Source organism: Paracoccus sp. J39 (genome assembly GCF_000518925.1).
GTDB lineage: Bacteria > Pseudomonadota > Alphaproteobacteria > Rhodobacterales > Rhodobacteraceae > Paracoccus.
The window spans coordinates 1-21,823 of sequence record NZ_JAEN01000034.1 but is presented as its reverse complement, the minus strand read 5'-3'; the positions used below and the strand labels follow the sequence as shown (position 1 = coordinate 21,823).

General features: G+C 66.6%; 20 protein-coding genes and 1 rRNA gene. 13 read left to right on the top strand and 8 right to left on the bottom strand.

The annotated features are described in order from the left end of the window. The 7 genes from L632_RS0120460 to L632_RS0120430 form a co-directional block, all read right to left on the bottom strand. Positions 1-422 (bottom strand): hypothetical protein (locus L632_RS0120460; RefSeq protein WP_028714510.1); only part of this gene is annotated, 422 nt, incomplete at its 3' end. Between the two features lie 82 nt (positions 423-504). After that, positions 505-1,518: a GlxA family transcriptional regulator gene (locus L632_RS0120455; RefSeq protein WP_028714509.1), complete on the bottom strand. Its 1,014-nt coding sequence runs from the start codon at positions 1,516-1,518 to the stop codon at positions 505-507. Positions 1,519-1,587: 69 nt separating this feature from the next. Further along, entirely contained in the window at positions 1,588-2,892 is a 1,305-nt protein-coding gene (locus L632_RS0120450) for an AI-2E family transporter (RefSeq protein ID WP_232221012.1), read from the bottom strand. Between the two features lie 118 nt (positions 2,893-3,010). Next, a complete protein-coding gene (locus L632_RS0120445) occupies positions 3,011-4,234 on the bottom strand; it encodes a saccharopine dehydrogenase family protein (protein ID WP_028714507.1) in 1,224 nt (407 codons plus the stop codon). A gap of 48 nt (positions 4,235-4,282) precedes the next feature. After that, positions 4,283-5,389 carry a carboxynorspermidine decarboxylase gene (locus L632_RS0120440; RefSeq protein WP_028714506.1) on the bottom strand — a complete coding sequence of 369 codons (1,107 nt, stop codon included), beginning with the start codon at positions 5,387-5,389 and terminating at the stop codon, positions 4,283-4,285. Between the two features lie 119 nt (positions 5,390-5,508). After that, positions 5,509-6,534: a Gfo/Idh/MocA family protein gene (locus tag L632_RS0120435; protein ID WP_028714505.1), complete on the bottom strand. Its 1,026-nt coding sequence runs from the start codon at positions 6,532-6,534 to the stop codon at positions 5,509-5,511. A 3-nt stretch (positions 6,535-6,537) separates the two neighbouring features. Then, on the bottom strand, positions 6,538-6,996 hold the full coding sequence (locus L632_RS0120430) for an Rrf2 family transcriptional regulator (protein WP_024845794.1): 459 nt from the start codon (positions 6,994-6,996) through the stop codon (positions 6,538-6,540). A 166-nt stretch (positions 6,997-7,162) separates the two neighbouring features. Here L632_RS0120430 and L632_RS0120425 point away from each other — a divergent pair, with 166 nt between their 5' ends. The 9 genes from L632_RS0120425 (at position 7,163) to L632_RS0120385 (ending at position 18,662) form a co-directional block, all read left to right on the top strand. Continuing rightward, positions 7,163-7,822: an alpha/beta hydrolase gene (locus L632_RS0120425; protein ID WP_011749233.1), complete on the top strand. Its 660-nt coding sequence runs from the start codon at positions 7,163-7,165 to the stop codon at positions 7,820-7,822. Between the two features lie 37 nt (positions 7,823-7,859). Then, complete coding sequence (locus L632_RS0120420; protein ID WP_028717489.1) at positions 7,860-8,984, top strand: HD domain-containing protein; 1,125 nt, start codon at positions 7,860-7,862, stop codon at positions 8,982-8,984. A gap of 1 nt (position 8,985) precedes the next feature. Continuing rightward, on the top strand, positions 8,986-9,384 hold the full coding sequence (locus L632_RS0120415; protein WP_028714503.1) for a hypothetical protein: 399 nt from the start codon (positions 8,986-8,988) through the stop codon (positions 9,382-9,384). 88 nt (positions 9,385-9,472) lie between these two features. Further along, positions 9,473-10,687, top strand: a complete 1,215-nt coding sequence (locus L632_RS0120410) for an NADP-dependent isocitrate dehydrogenase (protein ID WP_028714502.1) — start codon at positions 9,473-9,475, stop codon at positions 10,685-10,687. A 216-nt stretch (positions 10,688-10,903) separates the two neighbouring features. Beyond that, positions 10,904-11,572, top strand: coding sequence for a phosphoribosylformylglycinamidine synthase subunit PurQ (gene purQ / locus L632_RS0120405; protein ID WP_028717488.1), 669 nt, complete (start codon positions 10,904-10,906; stop codon positions 11,570-11,572). Positions 11,573-11,637: 65 nt separating this feature from the next. After that, positions 11,638-13,431, top strand: a complete 1,794-nt coding sequence (locus L632_RS0120400; RefSeq protein ID WP_028714500.1) for an ATP-binding protein — start codon at positions 11,638-11,640, stop codon at positions 13,429-13,431. Positions 13,432-13,450: 19 nt separating this feature from the next. Continuing rightward, complete coding sequence (locus L632_RS0120395; RefSeq protein ID WP_028717487.1) at positions 13,451-14,776, top strand: sigma-54 dependent transcriptional regulator; 1,326 nt, start codon at positions 13,451-13,453, stop codon at positions 14,774-14,776. 450 nt (positions 14,777-15,226) lie between these two features. Next, positions 15,227-17,842, top strand: a complete 2,616-nt coding sequence (locus L632_RS0120390) for a ribonuclease E/G (protein WP_028717486.1) — start codon at positions 15,227-15,229, stop codon at positions 17,840-17,842. Between the two features lie 76 nt (positions 17,843-17,918). Beyond that, complete coding sequence (locus L632_RS0120385; RefSeq protein WP_028717485.1) at positions 17,919-18,662, top strand: cytochrome c biogenesis CcdA family protein; 744 nt, start codon at positions 17,919-17,921, stop codon at positions 18,660-18,662. Here the strand turns inward: L632_RS0120385 and L632_RS0120380 are convergent. Next, positions 18,659-19,459, bottom strand: a complete 801-nt coding sequence (locus L632_RS0120380) for an enoyl-CoA hydratase (RefSeq protein WP_028717484.1) — start codon at positions 19,457-19,459, stop codon at positions 18,659-18,661. The two genes, L632_RS0120385 and L632_RS0120380, sit on opposite strands and share 4 nt — an antisense overlap. An 84-nt stretch (positions 19,460-19,543) precedes the next feature. On the opposite strand from L632_RS0120380, the gene L632_RS0120375 reads away from it, so the two are divergent. From L632_RS0120375 to L632_RS0120360, 4 genes are all read left to right on the top strand, one after another. Beyond that, on the top strand, positions 19,544-19,966 hold the full coding sequence (locus L632_RS0120375; RefSeq protein WP_028717483.1) for a PaaI family thioesterase: 423 nt from the start codon (positions 19,544-19,546) through the stop codon (positions 19,964-19,966). 150 nt (positions 19,967-20,116) lie between these two features. Then, positions 20,117-20,581 (top strand): 50S ribosomal protein L13, encoded by a 465-nt coding sequence (gene rplM, locus L632_RS0120370; RefSeq protein WP_028714494.1) that lies wholly within the window; start codon positions 20,117-20,119, stop codon positions 20,579-20,581. Between the two features lie 3 nt (positions 20,582-20,584). Next, a complete protein-coding gene (gene rpsI, locus L632_RS0120365) occupies positions 20,585-21,064 on the top strand; it encodes a 30S ribosomal protein S9 (protein ID WP_036699012.1) in 480 nt (159 codons plus the stop codon). Between the two features lie 655 nt (positions 21,065-21,719). Beyond that, positions 21,720-21,823, top strand: a 16S ribosomal RNA gene (locus L632_RS0120360); the annotation flags it as partial.

Genomic DNA, 21,823 nt, shown 5'->3' with positions numbered 1-21,823 from the left:
TGGCGCCTCTGGTTTTCCGGCATGGCCTGATAGCTGTCGTAATCGGCGGCGAGGATCAGCCGGGCGAGGCCGGCCTCGCGCGCCGCCTTCAGGTTCTGNGCGCTGGTCTTTTCCAGGTCGCCCAGGGTGATCTCCAGGCCGGAGGCCAGAAACAGCGCCTTCGCCTCGAAGACCTTGGCCACATACTGGTTGTAGCCCTCGATGGTCCAGCTCGTGCCCGCCGTCTCGCCCTCGCCGTTCACGATCAGCGCCAGCGCCCATTCGCCCCGCGCATTCGTGGTCGCCTCGACCTTCTGCGTCACCACCCGCACCCCGCCGTCGAAAATGTCCGAGCCCTGCAGCGTGGCGACGATCTTGCCCGCGGCGACCGGGGCGAGCGTCGCGTCCACCAGCACCCCCCTGACTGTGGCTTTGTTCGGCATCTGTCCCTCTCCTCATCCGAATGGCCCGGCCATTATCCGGCAGAGGCGCCAGCGTTGCCGCAAAGGGCCGTGCAACGGGCGGCTAGGGCGCCTCCCCGGCCGGCAGGCCGCGGCTCTGGCGCCAGAGGTCGGGCGTGCTGCCCTCGGTCTCGCGGAAGACGCGGATCAGGTGCGAGGCGTCGCAGAAGCCGGTCTCCTCGGCGATGCGGGTCACGGTGCGGTCGGTGCGCGCCAGCAGCATGCGCGCCTGCGCCAGCCGGATGCGGATCGAGGCATCGGCCGGCGGGATGCCCAGGTCGGCGTTGAAATGCCGCTCAAGCTTGCGCCGCCCCACACCGAGGTCGCGGGCAATGCGCGCGATCGGCAGCGGCGCGTGCAGGTTCTGCTGCATCGCCAGAAGCGCCCGCCGCACCAGAGGGTCCCGCGCATGCAGCTCAAGCGGAAGACCAGGCTGAGGACGGTCTCCGGCCATCGGCTCGTCGATCATCAGGATCGACAGGGCCTTGCGCGCCGCCGCCCGTCCCAGGTGGCGATCGACGAGGAAGGCCGCCAGATGCGCGGCGCTGACCCCGCCCGAACAAGAGATCCGGTCGCGGTCCACCACGAAGATCTGGTCCGAGACCGGGCGCATCTTTTCGAATTCCGCCAGGAAATCCTGATGATGGAACCAACTGACGCAACAGCGATAGCCGTCCATCAGCCCGATTCGGGCCATGGCAAAGACGCCGGTGCAGAGCCCGCCCAGCGACACCCGCGCTGCCGCGGCCCGTCGCAGGAAGGCGGCCTGGTCCGGAGAGAGGCCGGGCCCGCCGTCGATCAGCCCGCCCACGGTGATGATGTAATCGAAGCGGGCAGGGTCGCCCAGCCGTTCCTCGGGCTCGATGCGCATGCCGCAGGACGATTGCACCGAGGTCATGTCCGACGAAAGCACCCGCCAGCGGCAGCGGATCGGGCGCGAGCCGTCGCCGTCATCGGCCGCCAGCCGCAACACGTCCACGAAGGTGGCAAAGGCCGACAGCGTGAAGCGCGGGGTCAGCAGGAAGCCGATGCGCAGTCGCGGCTGGTTCGGATCGGCGGAGGGGTCGTGTTCGGGCATGTCGCGATTCGTCCATGAATGGCGTCGCGATCATGCCATGTTTTCGCCAATTATCCAGAGCCGTCGCGATCAATCCTTGGTGGCCAGCACCATGGTCGCCGCCGAAGCCGCGGCGGCATCCTCCGCCTCGTCGCCGGCCTCGACCAGTTCGCGCGCCTCTTCCTCGTCCTCGTCCTCCAGCGCGGGCGGGTCCTCGCCGGCCAGGAAATTGCCGAATTTCTGCAGGCCGGGAATGTGGTCGGCCAGCACCCGCATCACCACCAGCAGCGGCACGGCCACGATCATGCCCAGCACCGACCAGAGCCAGGCCCAGAGCGCCACGGTCAGGAACACCACCACCGTATTGAGCTGCAACCGGCGCGAGACGAAATAGGGGGTGATCAACTGCCCCTCCAGCGCGGTGATCGCCAGATAGGTCAGCCCCACCATCAGGGGCGCGAACAGGCCGTCAAAGACGAACAGGCCGACCAGGGTGGCGATGATGATGCCGGTGACCGAACCCAGATAGGGGATGAAATTCAGCAGGAATGCCGCCAGCCCGAACAGCACCGGGCTGGGCATGCCCCAGGCCCACATGGCCAGCCCGATGGCCAGTCCCAGGCAGGCATTGATCAGGGTGATCGCCCCCAGATAGGTGCCCAGGCTGTCCTCGATCTCGCGCAGCGCCAGGTAGGCGGCGCGCTTTTCGCGCATGGAATCAAAGCTCTGCACGATCTTCAGGTAAAGCAGGTCGCCCGAGGAGATCAGGAAGAACAGCAAGAACAGCGTGAAGATGATCTGGCCGACGAAGGCGGGGCCGAGGTCCAGCACGCTGGCCAGGGTCGAGGATGGCGGCGTGGCATTCACCTCGACCTGGATCTGCTGGTCGGGCGTCTGCGGGGCGCCGGGGGCGGGCACCGTGCTCAGGGTGCCGGTCAGCGTCGCATCGGGCGGCGTCTCGCCGGAGGCGGGGGCGGGTTCGGGTGCGGACGCACCACCGCCGGCGATCTCGTCGATCTTCTCGGCCGCGCGCTCGATGCCGCGGAAATTGCTGCGCAATTCGGTGAACCGCTGCTCCAGCCGCTCGGATATCTGCGGCGCGTTCTCGATCAGCCGGTTAGCGGGCCCCGAGATGATGAAGCCGATCAGCACCACGGCCACCACCAGTCCCAACGAGACGATGGCGGCGGTGACCACGGCGCCGATGCCCAGCCGCTCCATCAGCCGGCGGAACGGGATGAAGACGAAGAACAGCAGGATCGCCAGCGTCACCGGCATCAGGAAGCTGCGGGCCTGCGCGAAGAAGCTGAACAGCAGGATGACGAAGATGCCGATCACCGCCCAGTTGGCGACCTTGGCCACGCCCTTGTCCGAGGGCGGGGAAAAGGGAAACATGTGGCTGCTGCGTTGCTGATCTGGCGGCATCCGACCCTCCCCCGTTCCGCGCGGGGGAAACGCGAAGCCCGCGGCCGGGTTCCCCGCCGCGGGCGTTTTCGGCAAGCGGGCGGGCCGCTTACAGCGGATGATCGCCCGAGGCGTCGATGACGCGGGTGGGCAGGCCCAGTTCGCCCAGCAGTTCAAGGAAGGGCCGGGCGGGCAGATCCTCGACATTGGCCATCTTCTTGACGTCCCAGGTGCCGCGCGCGACCAGGATCGCCGCCGCGACCGGCGGCACGCCTGCCGTGTAGCTGATGCCCTGGCTGCCGACCTCGTTATAGGCGTCCTTGTGGTCGGCGACGTTGTAGATGAAGACCTCGCCCGGCTTGCCGTCCAGCGTGCCCTTGACCAGATCGCCGATGCAGGTCTTGCCCTCGTAATCGGGCGCCAGGCTGGCCGGGTCGGGCAGCACCGCCTTGACCACCTTCAGCGGCACGACCTCCAGCCCCTCGGCGGTCCTGACCGGCTGCTCGGAAAGCAGGCCGAGGTTCTTCAGCACGGTGAAGACATTGATGTAATGCTCGCCGAAGCCCATCCAGAAGCGCACGTCGGCGTCCTTGTAGCGGGCCGAGAGGCTGTGCACCTCGTCATGGCCGGACAGATAGGCGGTGCGCTTGCCGACGACGGGCAGGTCCCATTCGCGGCCCACCTCGAACATCTTGTTGGTGCGCCATTCGCCGCCCTGCCAGGAATAGACCGTGCCGGTGAATTCGCGGAAATTGATCTCGGGGTCGAAATTGGTGGCGAAATAGCGGCCGTGGGAGCCGGCATTGATGTCCACGATGTCGATCGAGTCGATCTTGTCGAAATATTCGTCCTCGGCCAGCCGGGCATAGGCGTTGACCACGCCCGGATCGAAGCCCGCGCCCAGGATGGCGGTGACGCCGGCCTTCTCGCAATCCTCGCGGCGCTTCCATTCGTAGTTCGCATACCAGGGCGGTGTCTCGCAGACCTTGGCGGGGTCCTCGTGGATGGCCGTGTCGATATAGGCCGCGCCGGTCTCGATGCAGCCTTGCAGGACGGTCATGTTGATGAAGGCCGAGCCGACGTTGATCACGATGCCGGCGTCGATCTGGCGGATCAGTTCGGCCACCGCCTTGCTGTCCATCGCGTCCAGCGGATGGGCGGCGAATGCGACCGAATGGCCTTTCTCACGAATGCTCGCGATGATCTTCTCGGCCTTGGACACGGTTCGGCTGGCGATATGCAGCGTTCCGAATTCCTTGGCATTCTGCGCCACCTTATGCGCGACCACCTGGGCGACGCCGCCGGCGCCGATGATGAGCACGTTCTTGGCCAATTCAGTCTCCTTTTCGGGGGCTAAGGAAAGGGGATGGCTTGCGCCTGGTCAGGACAGGCTGGCTTTGTAGTCGTCGTAGGTGAACCGGCGAACCTCGCGGATCGTTCCGTCCTCGGCCTTGATGGCGATAGCGGGCATGGGAACGCCGTTGAACCAGTTTTTCTTGACCATGGTGTAGCCGCCGGCATCGGCGATGCTGATCCGGTCGCCGACCTTCAGCGGGGCAGGGAAGCGGCCCTCGCCGAAGATGTCGCCGGCCAGGCAGGTCTTGCCGGCGATCTGCCAGGGATGCTCGCCCTCCTGCGGCAGCTTCGCCGTCTCGCGATAGATCAGCAGGTCGAGCATATGCGCCTCGATGCTGCTGTCCACGATGGCCACGTCCTTGCCGTGGTGGATGGTGTCCAGCACCGTCACCTCCAGCGAGGTCGAGCGGGTGATGCTGGCCTCGCCCGGTTCCAGGAAAACCTGCACGCCGAACTTTTCCGAGAACGCCCTGAGCCGGTCGGCGAGCTTGTCCAGCGGATAGCCCTCGCCGGTGAAGTGGATGCCGCCGCCCAGCGAGACCCAGTCGAGCTTTTCCAGGAAGCCGCCGAACTCCGCCTCGATCCGGTCGAGCTGCGCGTCGAACAGCTCGAAATCGGCATTTTCGCAATTGTAATGGATCATCACGCCCGAGATGCGGTCAAGCGCCGCCTCAAGCCGGTTCAGATCCCATTCGCCCAGGCGCGAGAAGGGCCGGGCCGGGTCGGCCAGGTCGAACCCGCTGGTCGAGAAGCGCGGGTTCAGCCGCAGCCCCATGGCGATGCCACGCGCCTTGGCCCGCGCGCCATAGCGGTCAAGCTGGCCCAGGCTGTTGAAGATGATCTTGTCGGCATAACCCAGCGCCTCGTCGATCTCGTGATCGGCCCAGGCGACGGAATAGGCATGGGTCTCCTTGCCGAATTCCTCATGCCCCAGCCGCAGCTCGAACAACGAGGACGAGGTGGTGCCGTCCATGAAGTCGCGCATGAAGTCGAAGGCCGACCAGGTGGCGAAGCATTTCAGCGCCAGCAGGCATTTCGCCCCCGAGCGTTCGCGCAGATAGCGGATTCGCTCCATGTTCACCCGCAGCTTGGCGAGATCGATCAGGTAATAGGGCGTCTGCAGGTCGGACATGGCGCGGGTCCTTTGGTCTTGCGACCGTGAAAGCGGGAAACGAAGGGCTCATTTAGGGCCATGTCCCGCATTTCGCAAGGAAGCGTGACAGGGGCGTGACGGCGGCCGCGTTCCGGGGGTCAGATGCGCAATCGCACCGGCTGGCCGGTGCGGACGGATTCGTCGGCGGCCAGGCAGACGGCCAGCGAGGAAACCGCGTCGCGCATGTGGCGGTCCAGATCCATGTCCCCGGCGATGGCGCGCGCCATGAAGGCGGCCTCGGCGTCGCAAAGCTCCTGATGGCCGGGTTCGTCCCGCATCGAGAGATCCTGATCCGGCTCTCCGACGCGATGCAGCCGCAGGGTGGCAGTCCGGGTATGGGTGTCGATATCGTCCGAGCGCGCGTCCTCGGGCATGCGGATGCTGACGGCGCCGCGGGGGCTGACCACGTCCTTCACGAAGAAGGCGGTGTCGGACATCATCGGCCCCCAGCCGGCCTCGTACCAGCCCAGCGAGCCGTCCTGGAAGATCACCTGGAAATGGCCGTAGTTATACATCTCGGCCGCGATCTCGTCCGAAAGGCGCAGGCCCATGCCGCGCACCTCGACCGGGGGCGCGTCGGTGATCTGGCACATGACATCGACGTAATGCACGCCGCAATCGACGATGGGCGGCGTGGTGTGCATCAGCGCCTTGTGCACCTGCCAGGTCGGGCCCGAGCTTTGCTGGTTCAGGTTCAACCGGAACACATAGGGCCCGCCCAGCGCGCGCGCCTCGGCGATCAGGCGCTGCCAGCTGGGATGGTGGCGCAGGATGTAGCCGACGACCAGCTTGCGGCCGGTCTCACCGGCGCATTCGACCACGCGGCGGGCGTCCTCGACCGTGGTGGCCAGCGGCTTTTCGACGAAGACATGCGCGCCGGCGCGCAGCGCGGCGATGGCATATTCGGCATGGCTGTCGGAATAGGTGGCGATCACCGCAACGTCGGGGCGAAGGCGCTGCAGCGCCTCGTGGAAATCCTGGCTTTGCGGAATCGCCGAAAGCTCGGGGGGCAGATCGACCGGCGAGCGGTTAACCAGACCGATGACCTCGGCCCCCGGCTGCTTCAGCCAGGCCAGAGCATGGCTGCGCCCCATATTGCCCAGACCGGCGACCAGGACCCGCATGGCCTAGTCGTCCACGATCGAGAGGATCTTGGGCAGGGCGGGGCAGGGCAGCAGCTGGTTCCTTGCCACGTCCGCCAGCGTATGATTGTGCAGGAACACGTAGACATGCGCCGAGAGGCTCTCCCACAGCCGGTTCGACAGCGTCTGCGCGCGCGAGCCCGAGACCCCGCCCGAGGCGCCGGCGCCGACATGCAGCGCGCTGACGGTTTCGTCCACCGCTTCCAGCACATCGGCCACGCGGATCGTCTCGGGCGCCTTGGCCAGCCGGTAGCCGCCGCCCGGTCCCCGTACGGAATCGACCAGCCCGGCGCGGCGCAGCCGCACGAAAAGCTGCTCCAGATAGGGCAGCGAGATGTCCTGCCGCTTGGAGATCTCGGCCAGCGAGGTCAGCTCGTCGCCCTTGGCGATGGCCAGATCGACCAGGGCGACCATCGCGTAACGTCCCTTGGTGGACAGTTTCATCTTGCCTCTCCTCCCGCCGCAAACCATTGACGACGCGCGAGCCAGGGGCTAATTCCCCCGGCGCCGTCCTTGAATGCGTCTTGCCTATGTCGGGCGCGCTTCCCAGATTGACGATCTAGAGCCGCGACGCCACTGGGTCAAGGAACCCGAGTTTCAAAGGAAGCCCATGCCCGAACTGATTTTCCCCGGTCCCGAAGGTCGTCTCGAAGGGCGCTATCACGCGCAAGCCGCGCCCGACGCCCCCATCGCCATCATCCTGCACCCGCATCCGCAATATGGCGGCACGATGAACAACCGGGTCGTTTACAATTTGCACTACGCCTTCCACCGCATGGGCTTCACCGTCATGCGGTTCAACTTCCGCGGCGTCGGCCGCAGCCAGGGCGAATTCGACCAGGGCATCGGCGAGCTGTCGGACGCCGCCTCGGCGCTGGACTACCTGCAGGCGATGAACCCGAACTCCAAGCATTGCTGGGTGGCGGGCTTCAGCTTCGGCGCCTGGATCGGCATGCAGCTCCTGATGCGGCGGCCCGAGATCACCGGCTTCATCTCGGTCGCGCCGCCGGCGAACATGTATGATTTCTCGTTCCTTGCGCCTTGCCCGTCCTCGGGGCTGATCATCAACGGCACCGCCGACCGGGTGGCGCCGCCCAAGGACACCCATGCGCTGGTCGCCAAGCTGCGCGAGCAGAAGGGCATCACCATCACCCATGAGGAGATCGAGGGCGCGGACCACTTCTTCCGCGACGACGAGGTGCATATGAAGCCGATGATCGACACGGTGCAGGCCTATGTGCGCCGCCGCCTGACCGAGAACACGCGCTAGGAAACGGGGCCGGCAATGCCGGCCCCGAACATTCGACATGACCGACCTGACCCTGCAATTCGCTTTCCTGACCGAGGCCGACCGGCTGAAATCCGTCGAGCGGGCGAATGTGCTGATGGACTTGTCGCGGCCGGAAAACAGCGCCGAGCACAGCTGGCACGTCGCGCTTTACGCGCTGGTCTTCGGCGCCTCGGACCGCGCCATCGCCATGCTGCTGCTGCACGACCTGGTCGAGATCGATTGCGGCGACCATCCGATTCATCTGGCCCATGACGCGGCCGCCGTGCAGGCGGCCGAGGAAGCCGCCGCGCGCCGGCTGTTCGGCATGCTGCCCGGCGGCGAGGCGCTGCTGGCCTTGTGGCGGGAGTTCGAGGCCGGCGAGAGCCCGGATGCCCGCATGGCCAAGCGCATGGACCACATACAGCCGCTGTTCCAGGTGCTTTGCGCGCCCGAGCCGCTGGCCGATCACGTCGCCATCGTCCGCGACAACATGACATCGGGCCGCGCCCGGCGGCTGTGGTCGGAATGGCCCGAGGCGATGCAGGCCGCGCAGGCCCTGCTGGATGGCCGCGCGCCGCAGGGGGAACTGGCGCAGCGCCTGGCCTTCCTGGCCGAGGCGGACCGGCTGAAATCGGTGCTGCGCGCCAGCCTGCTCTGCGACCGTTCGCGGCGCGAGAACAGCGCCGAGCACAGCTGGCACCTCGCGCTTTACGCGCTGGTCATGGCGTCCCATGCCGGCGAGGGCGTCGAGATCGGCCGGGTGATCCGCATGCTGCTGATCCACGATCTGGTCGAGATCGATACCGGCGACGTGCCGATCCACGCGCAGGGCGGCGCGGCGCATCACGGCGCGGCGCAGCTGGCCGCCGAACAGGCCGCCGCCGGGCGGATCTTCGGCCTGCTGCCGGCGGCGCAGGGCCGGGAGTTGCGCATGCTCTGGACCGAGTTCGAGGCGAACGAGACCCCCGACGCGGTCTTCGCCAAGTCGCTCGACCGGGCGCAGCCGGTGATGCAGAACATCGCCTCGGGCGGGGGCACCTGGGTCGAATACCGCGTGACCTACGAACAGCTGGTCGAGCGCGTCGGGGTTCGTATCGAACGCGGCGCGCCGACGCTGTGGTCCTGGCTCAGCGAAAGCGCGCGGGTCTATTTCCGGGGCTGACATGGGCGGACGGCTGGCCGCGCTTGCGCTATGCGTGCTGGGGATGGGCGCGCTGGATCACGGATTGCGGCTAGCGGCGGCGCTGATCGCCGGGGATTATGCGCCGGGCAGCGGCTTCGAGGCTTTCCGCGCCGTTTCGCGCCTCGAAGCCCGGGTGATCGGCATCGGCGAGGCGCTGGGCCTGGTCCTGCTTTGCCTGCTGGCGTTGCGGCTGTCCTTTCCGCATGGCATCCGGCGAGCTGAACAGCCCTGGCTTTTCCTGCTGCTGGTCGGCCTGACGGTTGGCCGTTCGTTCCTTGGCGTGGGCGAGGGTTTCACCAGTTCCTTCGCGCTGCGGGCGAGCGCATGCGGGCTGGTGGCCCTGCTGCTTTACGCCTTTCTGCCGAAGCGGCCGCATTGATCGGTATGCAATCGCATACCGGGCTTTCCTTTCGCATTAAATGCCGCTATAGCGCCACCGAGCCGAATCCTAATCGAAGGGACCACCCATGTCGAAGATCAAGGTAGAGAACCCCGTCGTCGAGCTCGACGGCGACGAGATGACCCGGATCATCTGGGACTTCATCAAGCAGAAGCTGATCCTTCCCTATCTGGACATCGACCTGAAATATTACGACCTCGGCATCGAGGAGCGTGATCGCACTCAAGACCAGATCACCGTGGACGCGGCCGAGGCGATCAAGCAATACGGCGTTGGCGTGAAATGCGCCACCATCACCCCCGACGAGGCCCGCGTCGAGGAATTCGGCCTGAAGAAGATGTGGAAGTCGCCCAACGGCACCATCCGCAACATCCTGGGCGGCGTGATCTTCCGCGAGCCGATCATCTGCAAGAACGTCCCGCGCCTGGTCCCCGGCTGGACCCAGCCCATCGTCGTCGGCCGCCACGCCTTCGGCGACCAGTACAAGGCCACCGATTTCCGCTTCCCGGGCAAGGGCCGGCTGACGATCAAGTTCGTCGGCGAGGATGGCGAGACCATCGAGCACGAGGTCTATCAGGCCCCGGGCGCCGGTGTCGCCATGGCGATGTACAACCTCGACCAGTCGATCATCGACTTCGCCCGCGCCTCGATGAACTACGGGCTGAACCGCGGCTATCCGGTCTATCTCTCGACCAAGAACACCATCCTGAAAGCCTATGACGGCCGCTTCAAGGATCTGTTCCAGAAGGTCTACGAGGAAGAGTTCGAGGCCGAGTTCAAGAAGAAGGGCATCCATTACGAGCATCGCCTGATCGACGACATGGTCGCCTCGGCGATGAAATGGTCGGGCGGCTATGTCTGGGCCTGCAAGAACTACGACGGCGACGTGCAGTCGGATACCGTCGCGCAGGGCTTCGGCTCGCTGGGCCTGATGACCTCGGTGCTGATGACGCCGGACGGGAAGATCGTCGAGTCCGAGGCCGCGCATGGCACGGTGACGCGCCACTATCGCGAGCACCAGAAGGGCAACCAGACCTCGACCAACTCGATCGCCTCGATCTTCGCCTGGACCGGCGGTCTCAAGCACCGCGCCAAGCTGGACGACAACGCGGCGCTGAAGAATTTCGCCGAGACGCTGGAGAAGGTCACCGTGCAGGCGGTCGAGGACGGCTACATGACCAAGGACCTGGCGCTGCTGGTCGGGCCGGACCAGAAATGGCTGACCACCATGGGCTACCTGGAAAAGGTCGACGAATACCTGAACAAGGCGCTGGCGGGCTGATCCGTCGCGCAGGATTGCGAAGGGCCGGGGCAGACCCGGCCCTTTTCGCTTGTGGCGCCGCCACATGAGTATTTGGGAAACGGTGAAAGGCGGGCGCGGGTGTCGGGGATTTGAGTGTTTTGGGAACGAAGTAGCCCGGCGGCCGTGCAAAGCCGCTTAACAGTCGCGCCGGCTTGCAGTATGGGAGGCGCGAGGCATTTATCCCGGAGGCCCGCCATGAAAGCTGCCGTCATCACCTTTCCCGGATCGAATTGCGACCGCGACCTGGCCATTGCGCTGGAGCAGGCGGGGGCCGCGGTGGCGCGCGTCTGGCACAAGGACGAGGCGCTGCCTGCCGACACGGATCTGGTCGCGGTGCCGGGCGGGTTTTCCTTTGGCGATTACCTGCGTTGCGGTGCCATCGCCGCGCATTCGCCCATCGCCGGCGCGATCAAGGCCCATGCGGCGCGCGGCGGTTATGTGCTGGGCATCTGCAACGGCTTTCAGGTGCTGACCGAGCTGAACCTGCTGCCCGGCGCCCTGATGCGCAATGCCGGCCTGCGTTTCCTGTGCCGCGAGGTGGTGCTGAAGGTCGCGACCTCGGCCAGCCCCTTCACCGCGGCCTATGCGGCGGGCGAGGAGATCCGGGTGCCGGTCGCGCATCACGACGGCAATTACCAGATCGATGCCGAAGGGCTGGCGGCGCTGAAGGATCAGGACCGCATCGCCTTCACCTACGCGCCGGGGATCAACGGCTCGGTCGAGGATATCGCCGGGGTGCTGTCAGAAAACCGCCGGGTGCTGGGCATGATGCCGCATCCCGAACGTGCCGCCGATCCGGCGCATGGTGGCACCGATGGCGCGCGGCTGTTCGCCTCGCTGGTTCAGGAGCTTGTCGCGGCCTGACTTGAGCGGCGACCCTTCGCGCACTAGACTGCATCGATCCCCATGGGGGGCGGTGCCGGAGGCTCATGCGAGAGGAAGACGATTCCACCGGATTCCCGGATGGCAGGGCGGCTATGACCAGTCGCTGGGGCCTGCGCGGCGCGATCGCCGTGCTGCTGATCGTGGCTGCGGGCACGGTCTGGTTCACCAATGCCTGGTTGACCGCGCGGTTTTCCGAGACGACGCGCGTGCGCACCGAGCTGCGCTCGGCGCTGTATACCGGCAACCTGCTGTCGGAACTGCAGCGCACCTCGGTGGTGCCCTTGCTGCTGGCGCGCGACCCGGCGCTGATCTCGGCCCTGTCGGGCAATGATTTCTCGGGCACCTCGGCGCGGCTGATCTCGGCCCAGAAGGAGATTGCGGCGGCCTCGATCAAGCTGCTGGACGCCTCGGGTCGGGTGGTCGGATCGACCAACCGCCACCTGATCGGCACCAATTACGTGCAGGAGCCGTTCTTCGTCGAGGCGTTGCGGTCCAAGGATACGGTCTTCACCGTCTCGCCCTCGCCGCAGGGCGCCTATGAGTTCACCTATTCCCGCACCGTCGTGTCGGACGGGCGCACGCTGGGCGTGGTGGTGGTCGGGGCCGATCTGTCCCGGCTGGTGCGGTCCTGGGCCGGGATATCGGACGCCATCGCGGTCACCGACAGCGCCGGGCAGATCATCCTGTCGACCGAGCCGCGCTGGCGCGGCCTGACCCTGCCCGAGGCGCTGGCGGTGCGCTCGGCCCCCTCGGCCATCGCGCGGGCCTTCCAGGTCACGGCGGATTGGGCCGCGCCGCCGGCCGATGCCTATGTCAAGGGCCGCGCCGTGATGCAGTCCGAGACCCGCATCCCGTTCCGCGGCTGGAAGATGATCGCCTTCACCACCTATGAATCGGTGCGCGAGCGGGTGAATGCGGTTCTGGCCATGGTCATCATGGGCTTCGCCATCCTGCTGGCGGCGGTGTTCTATCTGCTGTCGCGCCGGGCGCGGGTGGAATCGGCGGCCTGGATGCGGGAATCGGCCGATCTGCGGGCGCTGAACCTGCGCCTGACTCGCGAGATCGCCGAGCGCGAGCGCATGCAGAAAGAGCTGCGCGTCGCCGAGCAGACCGTTCAGCAATCATCGAAGCTGGCCGCGCTGGGCGAGATGTCGGCCGGCGTCAGCCATGAGCTGAACCAGCCGCTGGCGGCGATGAAGACCTATCTGGCCGGGGCGCGGCTTCTGCTGCAGCGCGGCCGGGCCGAGGAGGCGCTGTCCAGCTTCCAGCGCATCGACGACCTGGTCGAGCGCATGGGCGCCATCACCCGGCAGCTGAAATCCTATGCCCGCAAGGGCGGCGAGGCCTTCGAGCCGGTGGACCTGCGTGCCGCGCTGTCCAGCGCGCTGGTGATGATGGAGCCGCAGCTGCGGAGCCGCACCATCCGCTTGCAGCGCAATATCCCGCGCTATCCGGTCATGGTCTATTGCGACCGCATCCGGCTGGAGCAGATCATCATCAACCTGCTGCGCAACGCCATCGACGCGATCAAGGGCATCCGCGACCCGGCCATCGAGATCACCGTGAGCTCGGGCTCTCACGCATTCTTGTCCGTGCGCGACAACGGGCCGGGTGTATCGGACCTGGAAAATCTGTTTGAACCCTTCTTCACCACGAAGAAGCCTGGGGAGGGGACCGGTCTCGGGCTGGCGATCTCGTCGGGCATCGCCGCGGATTTCGGGGGGCGACTGACGGCGCATAACGCCTCGGACGAAGGGGGCAGGGGCGCCGTATTCGAGCTTGAGCTGCCGCTGCACGATCCTGGCCGCAAGGCCGGGACGCGGCTGGCGGCGGAATGATGGAAAGAGGTAAAGGCCCATGAGCCGCACTTTGAAGATAGCCGTCGTCGATGACGAACCCGACATGCGCGAATCGATCAGCCAGTGGCTGGCGCTTTCCGGCTTTGACGCCGAGACCTTTGCCACCGCCGAAGAGGCGCTGAAGGTGATCGGCGCGGACTGGCCCGGCGTGGTGATTTCCGACATCCGCATGCCGGGCATGGACGGGATGGCTTTCCTCAAGCGGCTGATGGGCATCGATTCGGGCCTGCCGGTCATCATGATCACCGGCCATGGCGACGTGCCGATGGCGGTCGAGGCGATGCGGATCGGTGCCATGGACTTCATGGAAAAGCCCTTCAACCCCGAGCGCCTGACCGAGCTGGTCAAGAAGGCCAGCCAGGCCCGGCGCATGACGCTGGACAACCGCGCCCTGCGCCGCGACCTTTCCGAAGGCCAGCAGGTCATGTCCAAGCTGATCGGCGCCAGCCCGGTGATGGACCGGCTGCGCGAGGATATCCTGGACCTGGGCCAGGCCGACGGCCATGTGCTGATCGACGGCGAGACCGGCACCGGCAAGACGCTGGTCGCGCATGCGCTGCATGCCGTGGGGCCGCGTGCCAGCAAGAAATTCGTGCCGATCTCCTGCGCGGCCTATAACGACGAGGTGCTGGCCGCGAAGCTGTTCGGCCCGGTCGAAAACGGCCTGCCTGCCGTCGAGGAGGCGCGCGGCGGCACCTTGTGCCTGGAGGATATCGAGGCGCTGTCCGACCCGCTGCAGGCGCGGCTGCTGGCCTTTATCGCCGACCAGGGCAGCCCGGCCGAGACGCGGATCATCGCCATCTCGAACGCGCGCGGCGAGGGGCGCCGGGCCGAGGATTCGCTGCGGCCCGACCTGTTCTATCGCCTGACCGCGCTGAAGATCACCCTGCCGCCCCTGCGCTCGCGCGGCGAGGACATCCTGACGCTCTTCACCCGCATGACCGAGCAATTCGCCGAGGAATACGGCTGCGAGCCGCCGCAGGTGACGGCGCAGGAGGCGGCGCAGCTGCTGCAGGCGCCCTGGCCGGGCAATGTGCGCCAGCTGATCAACGTGGCCGAGCGCGCGGTCCTGCAGAACCGCCGCGGCTCGGGCTCGATCGCCTCGCTGCTGATGGCGGACGGCGAGGATACGCAGGAGGCGACGACGACCGAGGGCAAGCCGCTCAAGGAATATGTCGAAAGCTTCGAGAAGATGTTGATCGACAACACGATGCGCCGCCACAAGGGCAGCATCGCCGCCGTCATGGACGAGCTTTGCCTGCCGCGCCGGACGCTGAACGAAAAGATGGCGAAATACGGGCTGAGCCGGGGCGATTACCTCTGAGCGGGCGGAGGGCGGCAGGTCCGCCGGATCGGCGAATCCTGGCCTTGGCTGAAAAACCCATTGTAACGGCGGGCCCTTCCCCGCTATCTTGCCCGAGTAGGGTGGGCGCCACAACTTATGGTTGCTCGACCTCGCCAGTTTCGCAGCGCGCCAGCCAGCCGCGACACCCGAAAAGTGCCGGTGGTGCCACGCGCGGAAAATCCTGCCCACGCCCCAAGGGGCCTCTGGGCATCCGTGATCGCAGCCCGGACCGCGCAAGCGGGATGGGCCAAGAAAGGTAAACAGACGCGATGGATCGCGCAACGCAGCTTGATCGGGCACGGCGGCAGGGCAAGACCCTGACCGCCGCGATTGCTGCTGGCGGCGCGGCCTTCGCTGTCCTCTCATGCGGCAGCCGGACCTTGCCCCCGCCAGTGTGCGGGCCGATGCGGCTGCCCGAAAGACGGAAACATGTCAAAGAAAATGCTGATCGACGCCACGCATTCCGAGGAAACTCGGGTTGTCGTGGTCGATGGAACCAAAGTCGAGGAATTTGATTTCGAGACGGTCAACAAGCGGCAGCTTGCTGGCAACATCTATCTGGCCAAGGTGACGCGGGTCGAACCCTCGCTGCAGGCCGCCTTTGTGGATTACGGCGGCAACCGCCACGGTTTTCTGGCCTTTGCCGAGATCCATCCCGATTATTACCAGATCCCCGCCGCCGACCGTAAGGCGCTGATCGAGGAAGAGCGCCAGGCTGCCGCCGCCGAGGCCGACGAGGGTGAGAAAAAGCGCAGCCCCCGTCGCCGCAAGCCGGCCAAGGCCGCTGCCGCCGAAAGCGGTGATGCCGTGCTGGCTTCGGACGAGATCGCCGGCATGGCCGTGGTGGACCCCTCCGAGGGCGATGCTGCCCCGGTCGAGGGCCTTGCCGCCGAGCCTGCCGCGACGCCGGAGCCGGAACCGGCTGCGGACAGCGCCGAGGAAAGCGGCGAGGATGACGGCATCGAATCCGTCGCCGAAGAGGACGTGGCCGAGGAAATCTCGCCCCCCCGCAAGCCGCGCGCCCGCCGCTACAAGATCCAGGAAGTGATCAAGGTCCGGCAGATCATGCTGGTCCAGGTCGTCAAGGAGGAGCGCGGCAACAAGGGCGCCGCGCTGACCACCTATCTGTCTCTGGCCGGCCGCTATTGCGTGCTGATGCCGAACACGGCGCGCGGCGGCGGGATTTCCCGCAAGATCACCAACGCCGCCGACCGCAAGAAGCTGAAGGAGATCGCCAGCGAGCTGGAGGTGCCGGAAGGCGCCGGCCTGATCATCCGCACCGCCGGCAGCCAGCGGACGCGGACCGAGATCCGCCGCGACTACGAATACCTGATGCGGCTGTGGGAGCAGATCCGCGAACTGACCTTCAAGTCCATCGCCCCGGCGCCGATCTATGAGGAAGGCGACCTGATCAAGCGCACGATCCGCGATCTCTACAGCAAGGAGATCGACGAGGTGCTGGTCGAGGGCGAGCGCGGCTATCGCACGGCCAAGGACTTCATGAAGATGATCATGCCGTCCCATGCCAAGAACGTGAAGCATTACACCGACCAGATGCCGCTGTTCGCGCGCTATCAGGTGGAAAGCTATCTGGGCGGCATGTTCAACCCGGTCGTGCAGCTGAAATCCGGCGGCTACATCGTCATCGGCGTGACCGAGGCGCTGGTCGCCATCGACGTGAACTCGGGCCGGGCCACCAAGGAAGGCTCGATCGAGGAAACCGCGCTGAAGACGAACCTGGAAGCCGCCGAAGAGATCGCGCGCCAGCTGCGGCTGCGCGACCTTGCGGGCCTGATCGTCATCGACTTCATCGACATGGAGGAGCGCAAGAACAACGCCGCGGTCGAGAAGCGCTTCAAGGAGCGGCTCAAGACCGACCGGGCGCGCATCCAGGTCGGGCGCATCTCGGGCTTCGGCCTTCTGGAGATGTCGCGCCAGCGGCTGCGGCCGGGCATGCTGGAATCGACCACGCAACCTTGTCCGCACTGCCATGGCACCGGGCTGATCCGTTCGGACGACAGCCTGGCGCTGACCATCCTGCGCGCCATCGAGGAAGAGGGCACCCGCAAGCGTTCGCGCGAGGTGCTGGTCAAGGCGCCGGTCGCGGTCGCCAATTTCCTGATGAACGCCAAGCGCGAGCATATCGCCACGATCGAGGCGCGCTATGGTCTCTCGGTCCGGGTCGAGGCCGATCCGGCGCTGATCTCGCCCGATTTCGCCATCGAGAAGTTCAAGACCGCCACCCGCAACGTGCCCGAGATTGTGTCGCCGGTGGTCTCGGTCGATGCCCGGCTGATGGCGCTGATCGATGACCAGGAGCCGGCCGAGGAGGAAGAGGTCGAGGAGACCGCCGAGGAGGATCATGCCGAGGACGGCCGTGCCGAGGGCAGCGATGGCGAGAATGGCGGCAAGCGCCGCCGCCGTCGCCGTCGTCGCCGGGGCGGCAAGAACGGCGAGGGCGAGGCGCATCACGCCGAGGACGGCGAGGAGGTGGTTTCGGAAACCGAGGAGACCGAGCAGCCTGCGGAAGCCGAGGTGACGGCGGCGGCCCCGGTTGAAGCCGAGAGCGCATCGGAGCCGGTCGCGGAAGAGGCCGAGAAGCCGCGCCGACGCACCCGCTCGCGCCGCCGCAAGACCGATGAGCCGGCCGAGGCGGAGGCCGCCGCGGCCGAGCCGGTCGCGACTGCAGAGGTGGTGGATCTGCAGGGGACTCCGGTCGAGCCGGTCGCTGCCGAGCCCGTGGCGGAAGAGCTGCCCGCGACCGCCGAGACCGGGCCGGCCGAGCCGGAACCGGAAGCCGCCGTGCCGGGGCAGTCTGCCGCCGAGCCTGTTGCGGATGAGGCGCCGGCCGCGGATATGCCCGAAGCCGAAGCCGAAGCCGAAGCCGAAGCCGAAGCCGAAGCCACTGATGCTGCGGTGGAAGCCGAACCGGACGAGGAGCCCGCCGAGATCGCGCCCGAGCCCGAAGCGCAACCCGCTTCCGAGCCCGTGATGACCGAGGAGGCTCCGCGTCCCAAGCGCCGCGGCTGGTGGTCCCTGGGCTGATCTGTCGCAGCCTTCCACGAAAGAGTGACGGGCGCGGGGCTTTCCCGCGCCCTTTCCTTGCGCCAAGGTGCCGGCCATGTTGGGAATCGAGCTAGTAGATGCCGCCTTCCTGCCCGCCGCGACGGTCGCGCTGCTGGCCGGGATCCTGTCCTTCCTGTCGCCCTGCGTGCTGCCGATCGTGCCGCCCTATCTGGCCTATATGACCGGGGTCGGGGTCGGCGGGCTGAAATCGGGCGAGCGCAGCGCCGTGGTGCCGGCGCTGTTCTTCGTCATGGGCCTGTCCACGGTCTTTCTGCTGATGGGCATGGCGGCCTCGGCCTTCGGGCGGATGTTCCTGCAGTGGCAGGATCTGCTGGCGCGGGGCGCCGGGGTGGTGGTGATCCTGCTGGGCCTGCATTTCCTGCACCTCATCCGCATCCCCTTCCTGGATGCCGAGGCGCGCATCGACACGCAGGAGCGGGGCGGCAGCGCGCTGGGGGCCTATGTCCTGGGCCTGGCCTTCGCCTTCGGCTGGACGCCCTGCATCGGGCCGCAGCTCGGCATGATCCTGTCGCTGGCCGCGACTGGCGGCGCGATGGGCAAGGGCACGGCGCTGCTGGCGGTCTATGCGCTGGGGCTGGGCATCCCCTTCCTGCTGTCGGCCATCTTCATCAACCGGGCCATCGGCCTGATGAACCGCATCAAGCCGCATCTGAAGCTGATCGAGCGCATCATGGGCGGGCTGCTGGTCGTGGTCGGCGTGGCGTTGCTGACCGGAGCCTTCCCGGCCTTCGCCTATTGGCTGCTGGAGACCTTTCCCTGGCTGGCGGCACTGGGTTAGTCCCAGTTCGGCGGCCGTTTCTCCAGGAAGGCCTGGATGCCCTCGGCGGTCTCGGGCAGCAGCATGTTCTCGCAGATCACTGCGCCGGCGACCTCATAGGCTTCGGCCAGACCCAGGCTGCGCTGGACATGGAAAGCGCGCTTGCCCATGCGCACGGCGGCGGGCAGTTTCCCGGCAATCAGCCGGGCCAGCGCCATCGTCTCGGCCTCCAGCGCCTCGGACGCGGCGACGCGGTTGATCAGGCCCAGTTCGCGCGCCCGGGCCGCGTCCATGAACTCGCCCGTCACCAGCAGCTCGAAGGCGGCGCGCGGCGGGATGGCGCGCGAGAGCGCCACCATCGGCGTCGAGCAGAACAGCCCGATATTGACCCCGTTCACGCCGAATCGCGCGTCCTCGGCCGCCACGGCCATGTCGCAGCTGGCGACCAGCTGGCAGCCCGCGGCGGTGGCGATGCCCTGCACCTCGGCGATGACCGGCTGGGGCAGGGCGGGCAGCTTCTGCATCATCTCGGCGCAGCGCGAGAACAGCCGCCCATAGGCGGCGCGGCCGTCGTCCTCGTCATTGCGCGCGCCCTGCATCTCGCGCAGGTCGTGCCCGGCGCAGAAGGCCTTGCCGCGCGCGGCCAGAACCACCACGCGGATGCCGTCATTCGCCGCGATCTCATCCAGCACATCCGACAGCGCATCGATCATCGCGGTGGAGAGCGCGTTGTAATTCATCGGGCTGTTCAGGATCACGCGCGCGACAGGACCGTCGTCCTGACGCAGCACCAGCGGTTCGGGGTTGCCGTCCTTCATGCGATTCCTCCTGACGCCACGGCGAGGCTTGTCTTTTCCGGGCTTTGCCGGGCAGTCTAGCCGCCGTTCCGGCAGGGGGGAAGCATGGCGTTGGTGATGGGGCGCGAGGCGCTGAACGAATTCCTGGGCAGGGCGTTCCCGCAGGTGGCCGGGCAGGTCCGGGTCGAATCCCTGGACGAGGCGCGGCTGACCGCGCGGCTGGCGGTGGACGATCAGCACCTGCGCCCGGGCGGCACGGTCAGCGGCCCGGCCATGTTCGCGCTGGCCGACGTGACGATCTACCTGGCCATCCTGGCCCGGATCGGCGAGGTGGCGCTGGCGGTGACCACCAACGCCTCGATCGACTTCATGCGCAAGCCAGCGGCGGGGCGCGACCTTCTGGCCGATTGCCGCATCCTGAAGCTGGGGCGGGCGCTGGCCGTGGGCGAGGTGCTGATCCGTTCCGCGGGCGCCGAGGAGCCGGTGGCGCGCTGCTCGATGACCTATTCGATTCCGCCGAAACGCTGACCCCGGCGGGGCTTGCGATGCGGTGTTTAAATACCTATTTTGCAAGTATATGAAATCGCTTCTGGAATAGGGGCGTGATGCGCTTGACCTGCGCGCGGCTTTCGCCGATATACCGCCATCTCGAATTACAGCCCCCAAAGGGACCGACAGATGAAAACCTATACCGCGAAACCGGCGGAGATCGAGAAGAAGTGGATCCTGATCGACGCCGAGGGCGTCGTCCTGGGCCGCCTTGCCTCGATCGTCGCGATGCGCCTGCGTGGCAAGCACAAGCCGACCTTCACCCCGCACATGGACATGGGCGACAACGTCATCATCATCAATGCCGACAAGGTGCAGATGACCGGCGACAAGCGCGATGCCAAGAAATACTACTGGCATACCGGCCATCCGGGCGGCATCAAGCACCGCACCGCGCGCCAGATCCTGGAAGGCGCCCATCCCGAGCGCGTGGTGATCAAGGCCGTCGAGCGCATGATCTCGCGCAACAAGCTGGGCAAGAAGCAGATGACCAACCTGCGCGTCTATGCCGGTGCCGAGCACCCGCATGAGGCCCAGCAGCCCGAAGTCCTGGACGTCAAGTCCATGAACGCCAAGAATACCCGGAGCGCGTAAGCCATGGCCGAAGACATCAAAACCCTCGACGATCTGAAATCGGTCGCGACGGCTGCTCCGGCGGCTGCCCCGGTTCGCGAGGCGCAGCGCGATTCGCTGGGCCGTTCCTATGCCACCGGCAAGCGCAAGGACGCGGTCGCCCGCGTCTGGGTCAAGCCGGGTTCGGGCAAGGTCACCGTCAACGGCAAGGACATGGCCGAATATTTCGCCCGTCCGGTGCTGCAGATGATCCTGCGCCAGCCCTTCGAGGTTGCCGGCGTCTCGGGTCAGTATGACGTCTACGCCACCGTCGCCGGCGGCGGCCTGTCGGGCCAGGCGGGTGCGGTCAAGCACGGCATCTCGAAGGCGCTGCAGCTGCACGAACCTTCGCTGCGCGCCGCCCTGAAGGCGGCCGGCTTCCTGACCCGCGACTCGCGCGTGGTGGAACGGAAGAAATACGGCAAGGCGAAGGCGCGCCGCTCGTTCCAGTTCTCGAAGCGCTGATCCCCGCTTCCAGGCGATGCAGACGCGGTCCCTCGGGGCCGCGTTTTTCTTTTCCGGCCGCTTCCGAAGCGATCCTGTGGCGGGGCCGGCGGTGCATCCCGGTCCGACTCGGCGGCGCAATCGGCCCGCCCGCATGCGTTCCCGCTTCACGGCCTGCCCGAAGGCCCGGCAGGGCGGGAATTATCTGCCCGAATCTGCGACAGAAAAATGACATGAAATCATTGGCTTGCCATTTTTCTTCCGGAAGGGCGCATTTTTCCGCTTGCAAGCCGCATCCGCAGCCCCTAGATACCGCTTCACCGACGCAGCAAGGCGCTGCGGCGGACGGATCTAGCGGCGCTGGGCGCGGCAAGGACCGGAAATCTTGGGAATGGATGGCTTGGACTTCGCCATGAATTTGGTGCGGTTCGGGTAGTTCGTTTCCTCTGCTTTTTGACATTATGGTATATCTGAAGGGATATGCGGGCGGTCTGGTCGTTTTTCGGCGAGGGAGTTTGCATATCGGCCTGGTAGGGGGAACCCGATGATCCAGGTGTCAGCTTCACTGTTTGACGGTTCACGTTTTGTGGAACGACAAGCAGAGATGATCACCCGCTAGTCGCGGGTGACAGATGTGCAAGGTTCTTCTGTCAAGGATAGCTGCTTCGGTGGCTTTCAACTTGAGAGTTTGATCCTGGCTCAGAACGAACGCTGGCGGCAGGCCTAACACATGCAAGTCGAGCGAACCCTTCGGGGTTAGCGGCGGACGGGTGAGTAACG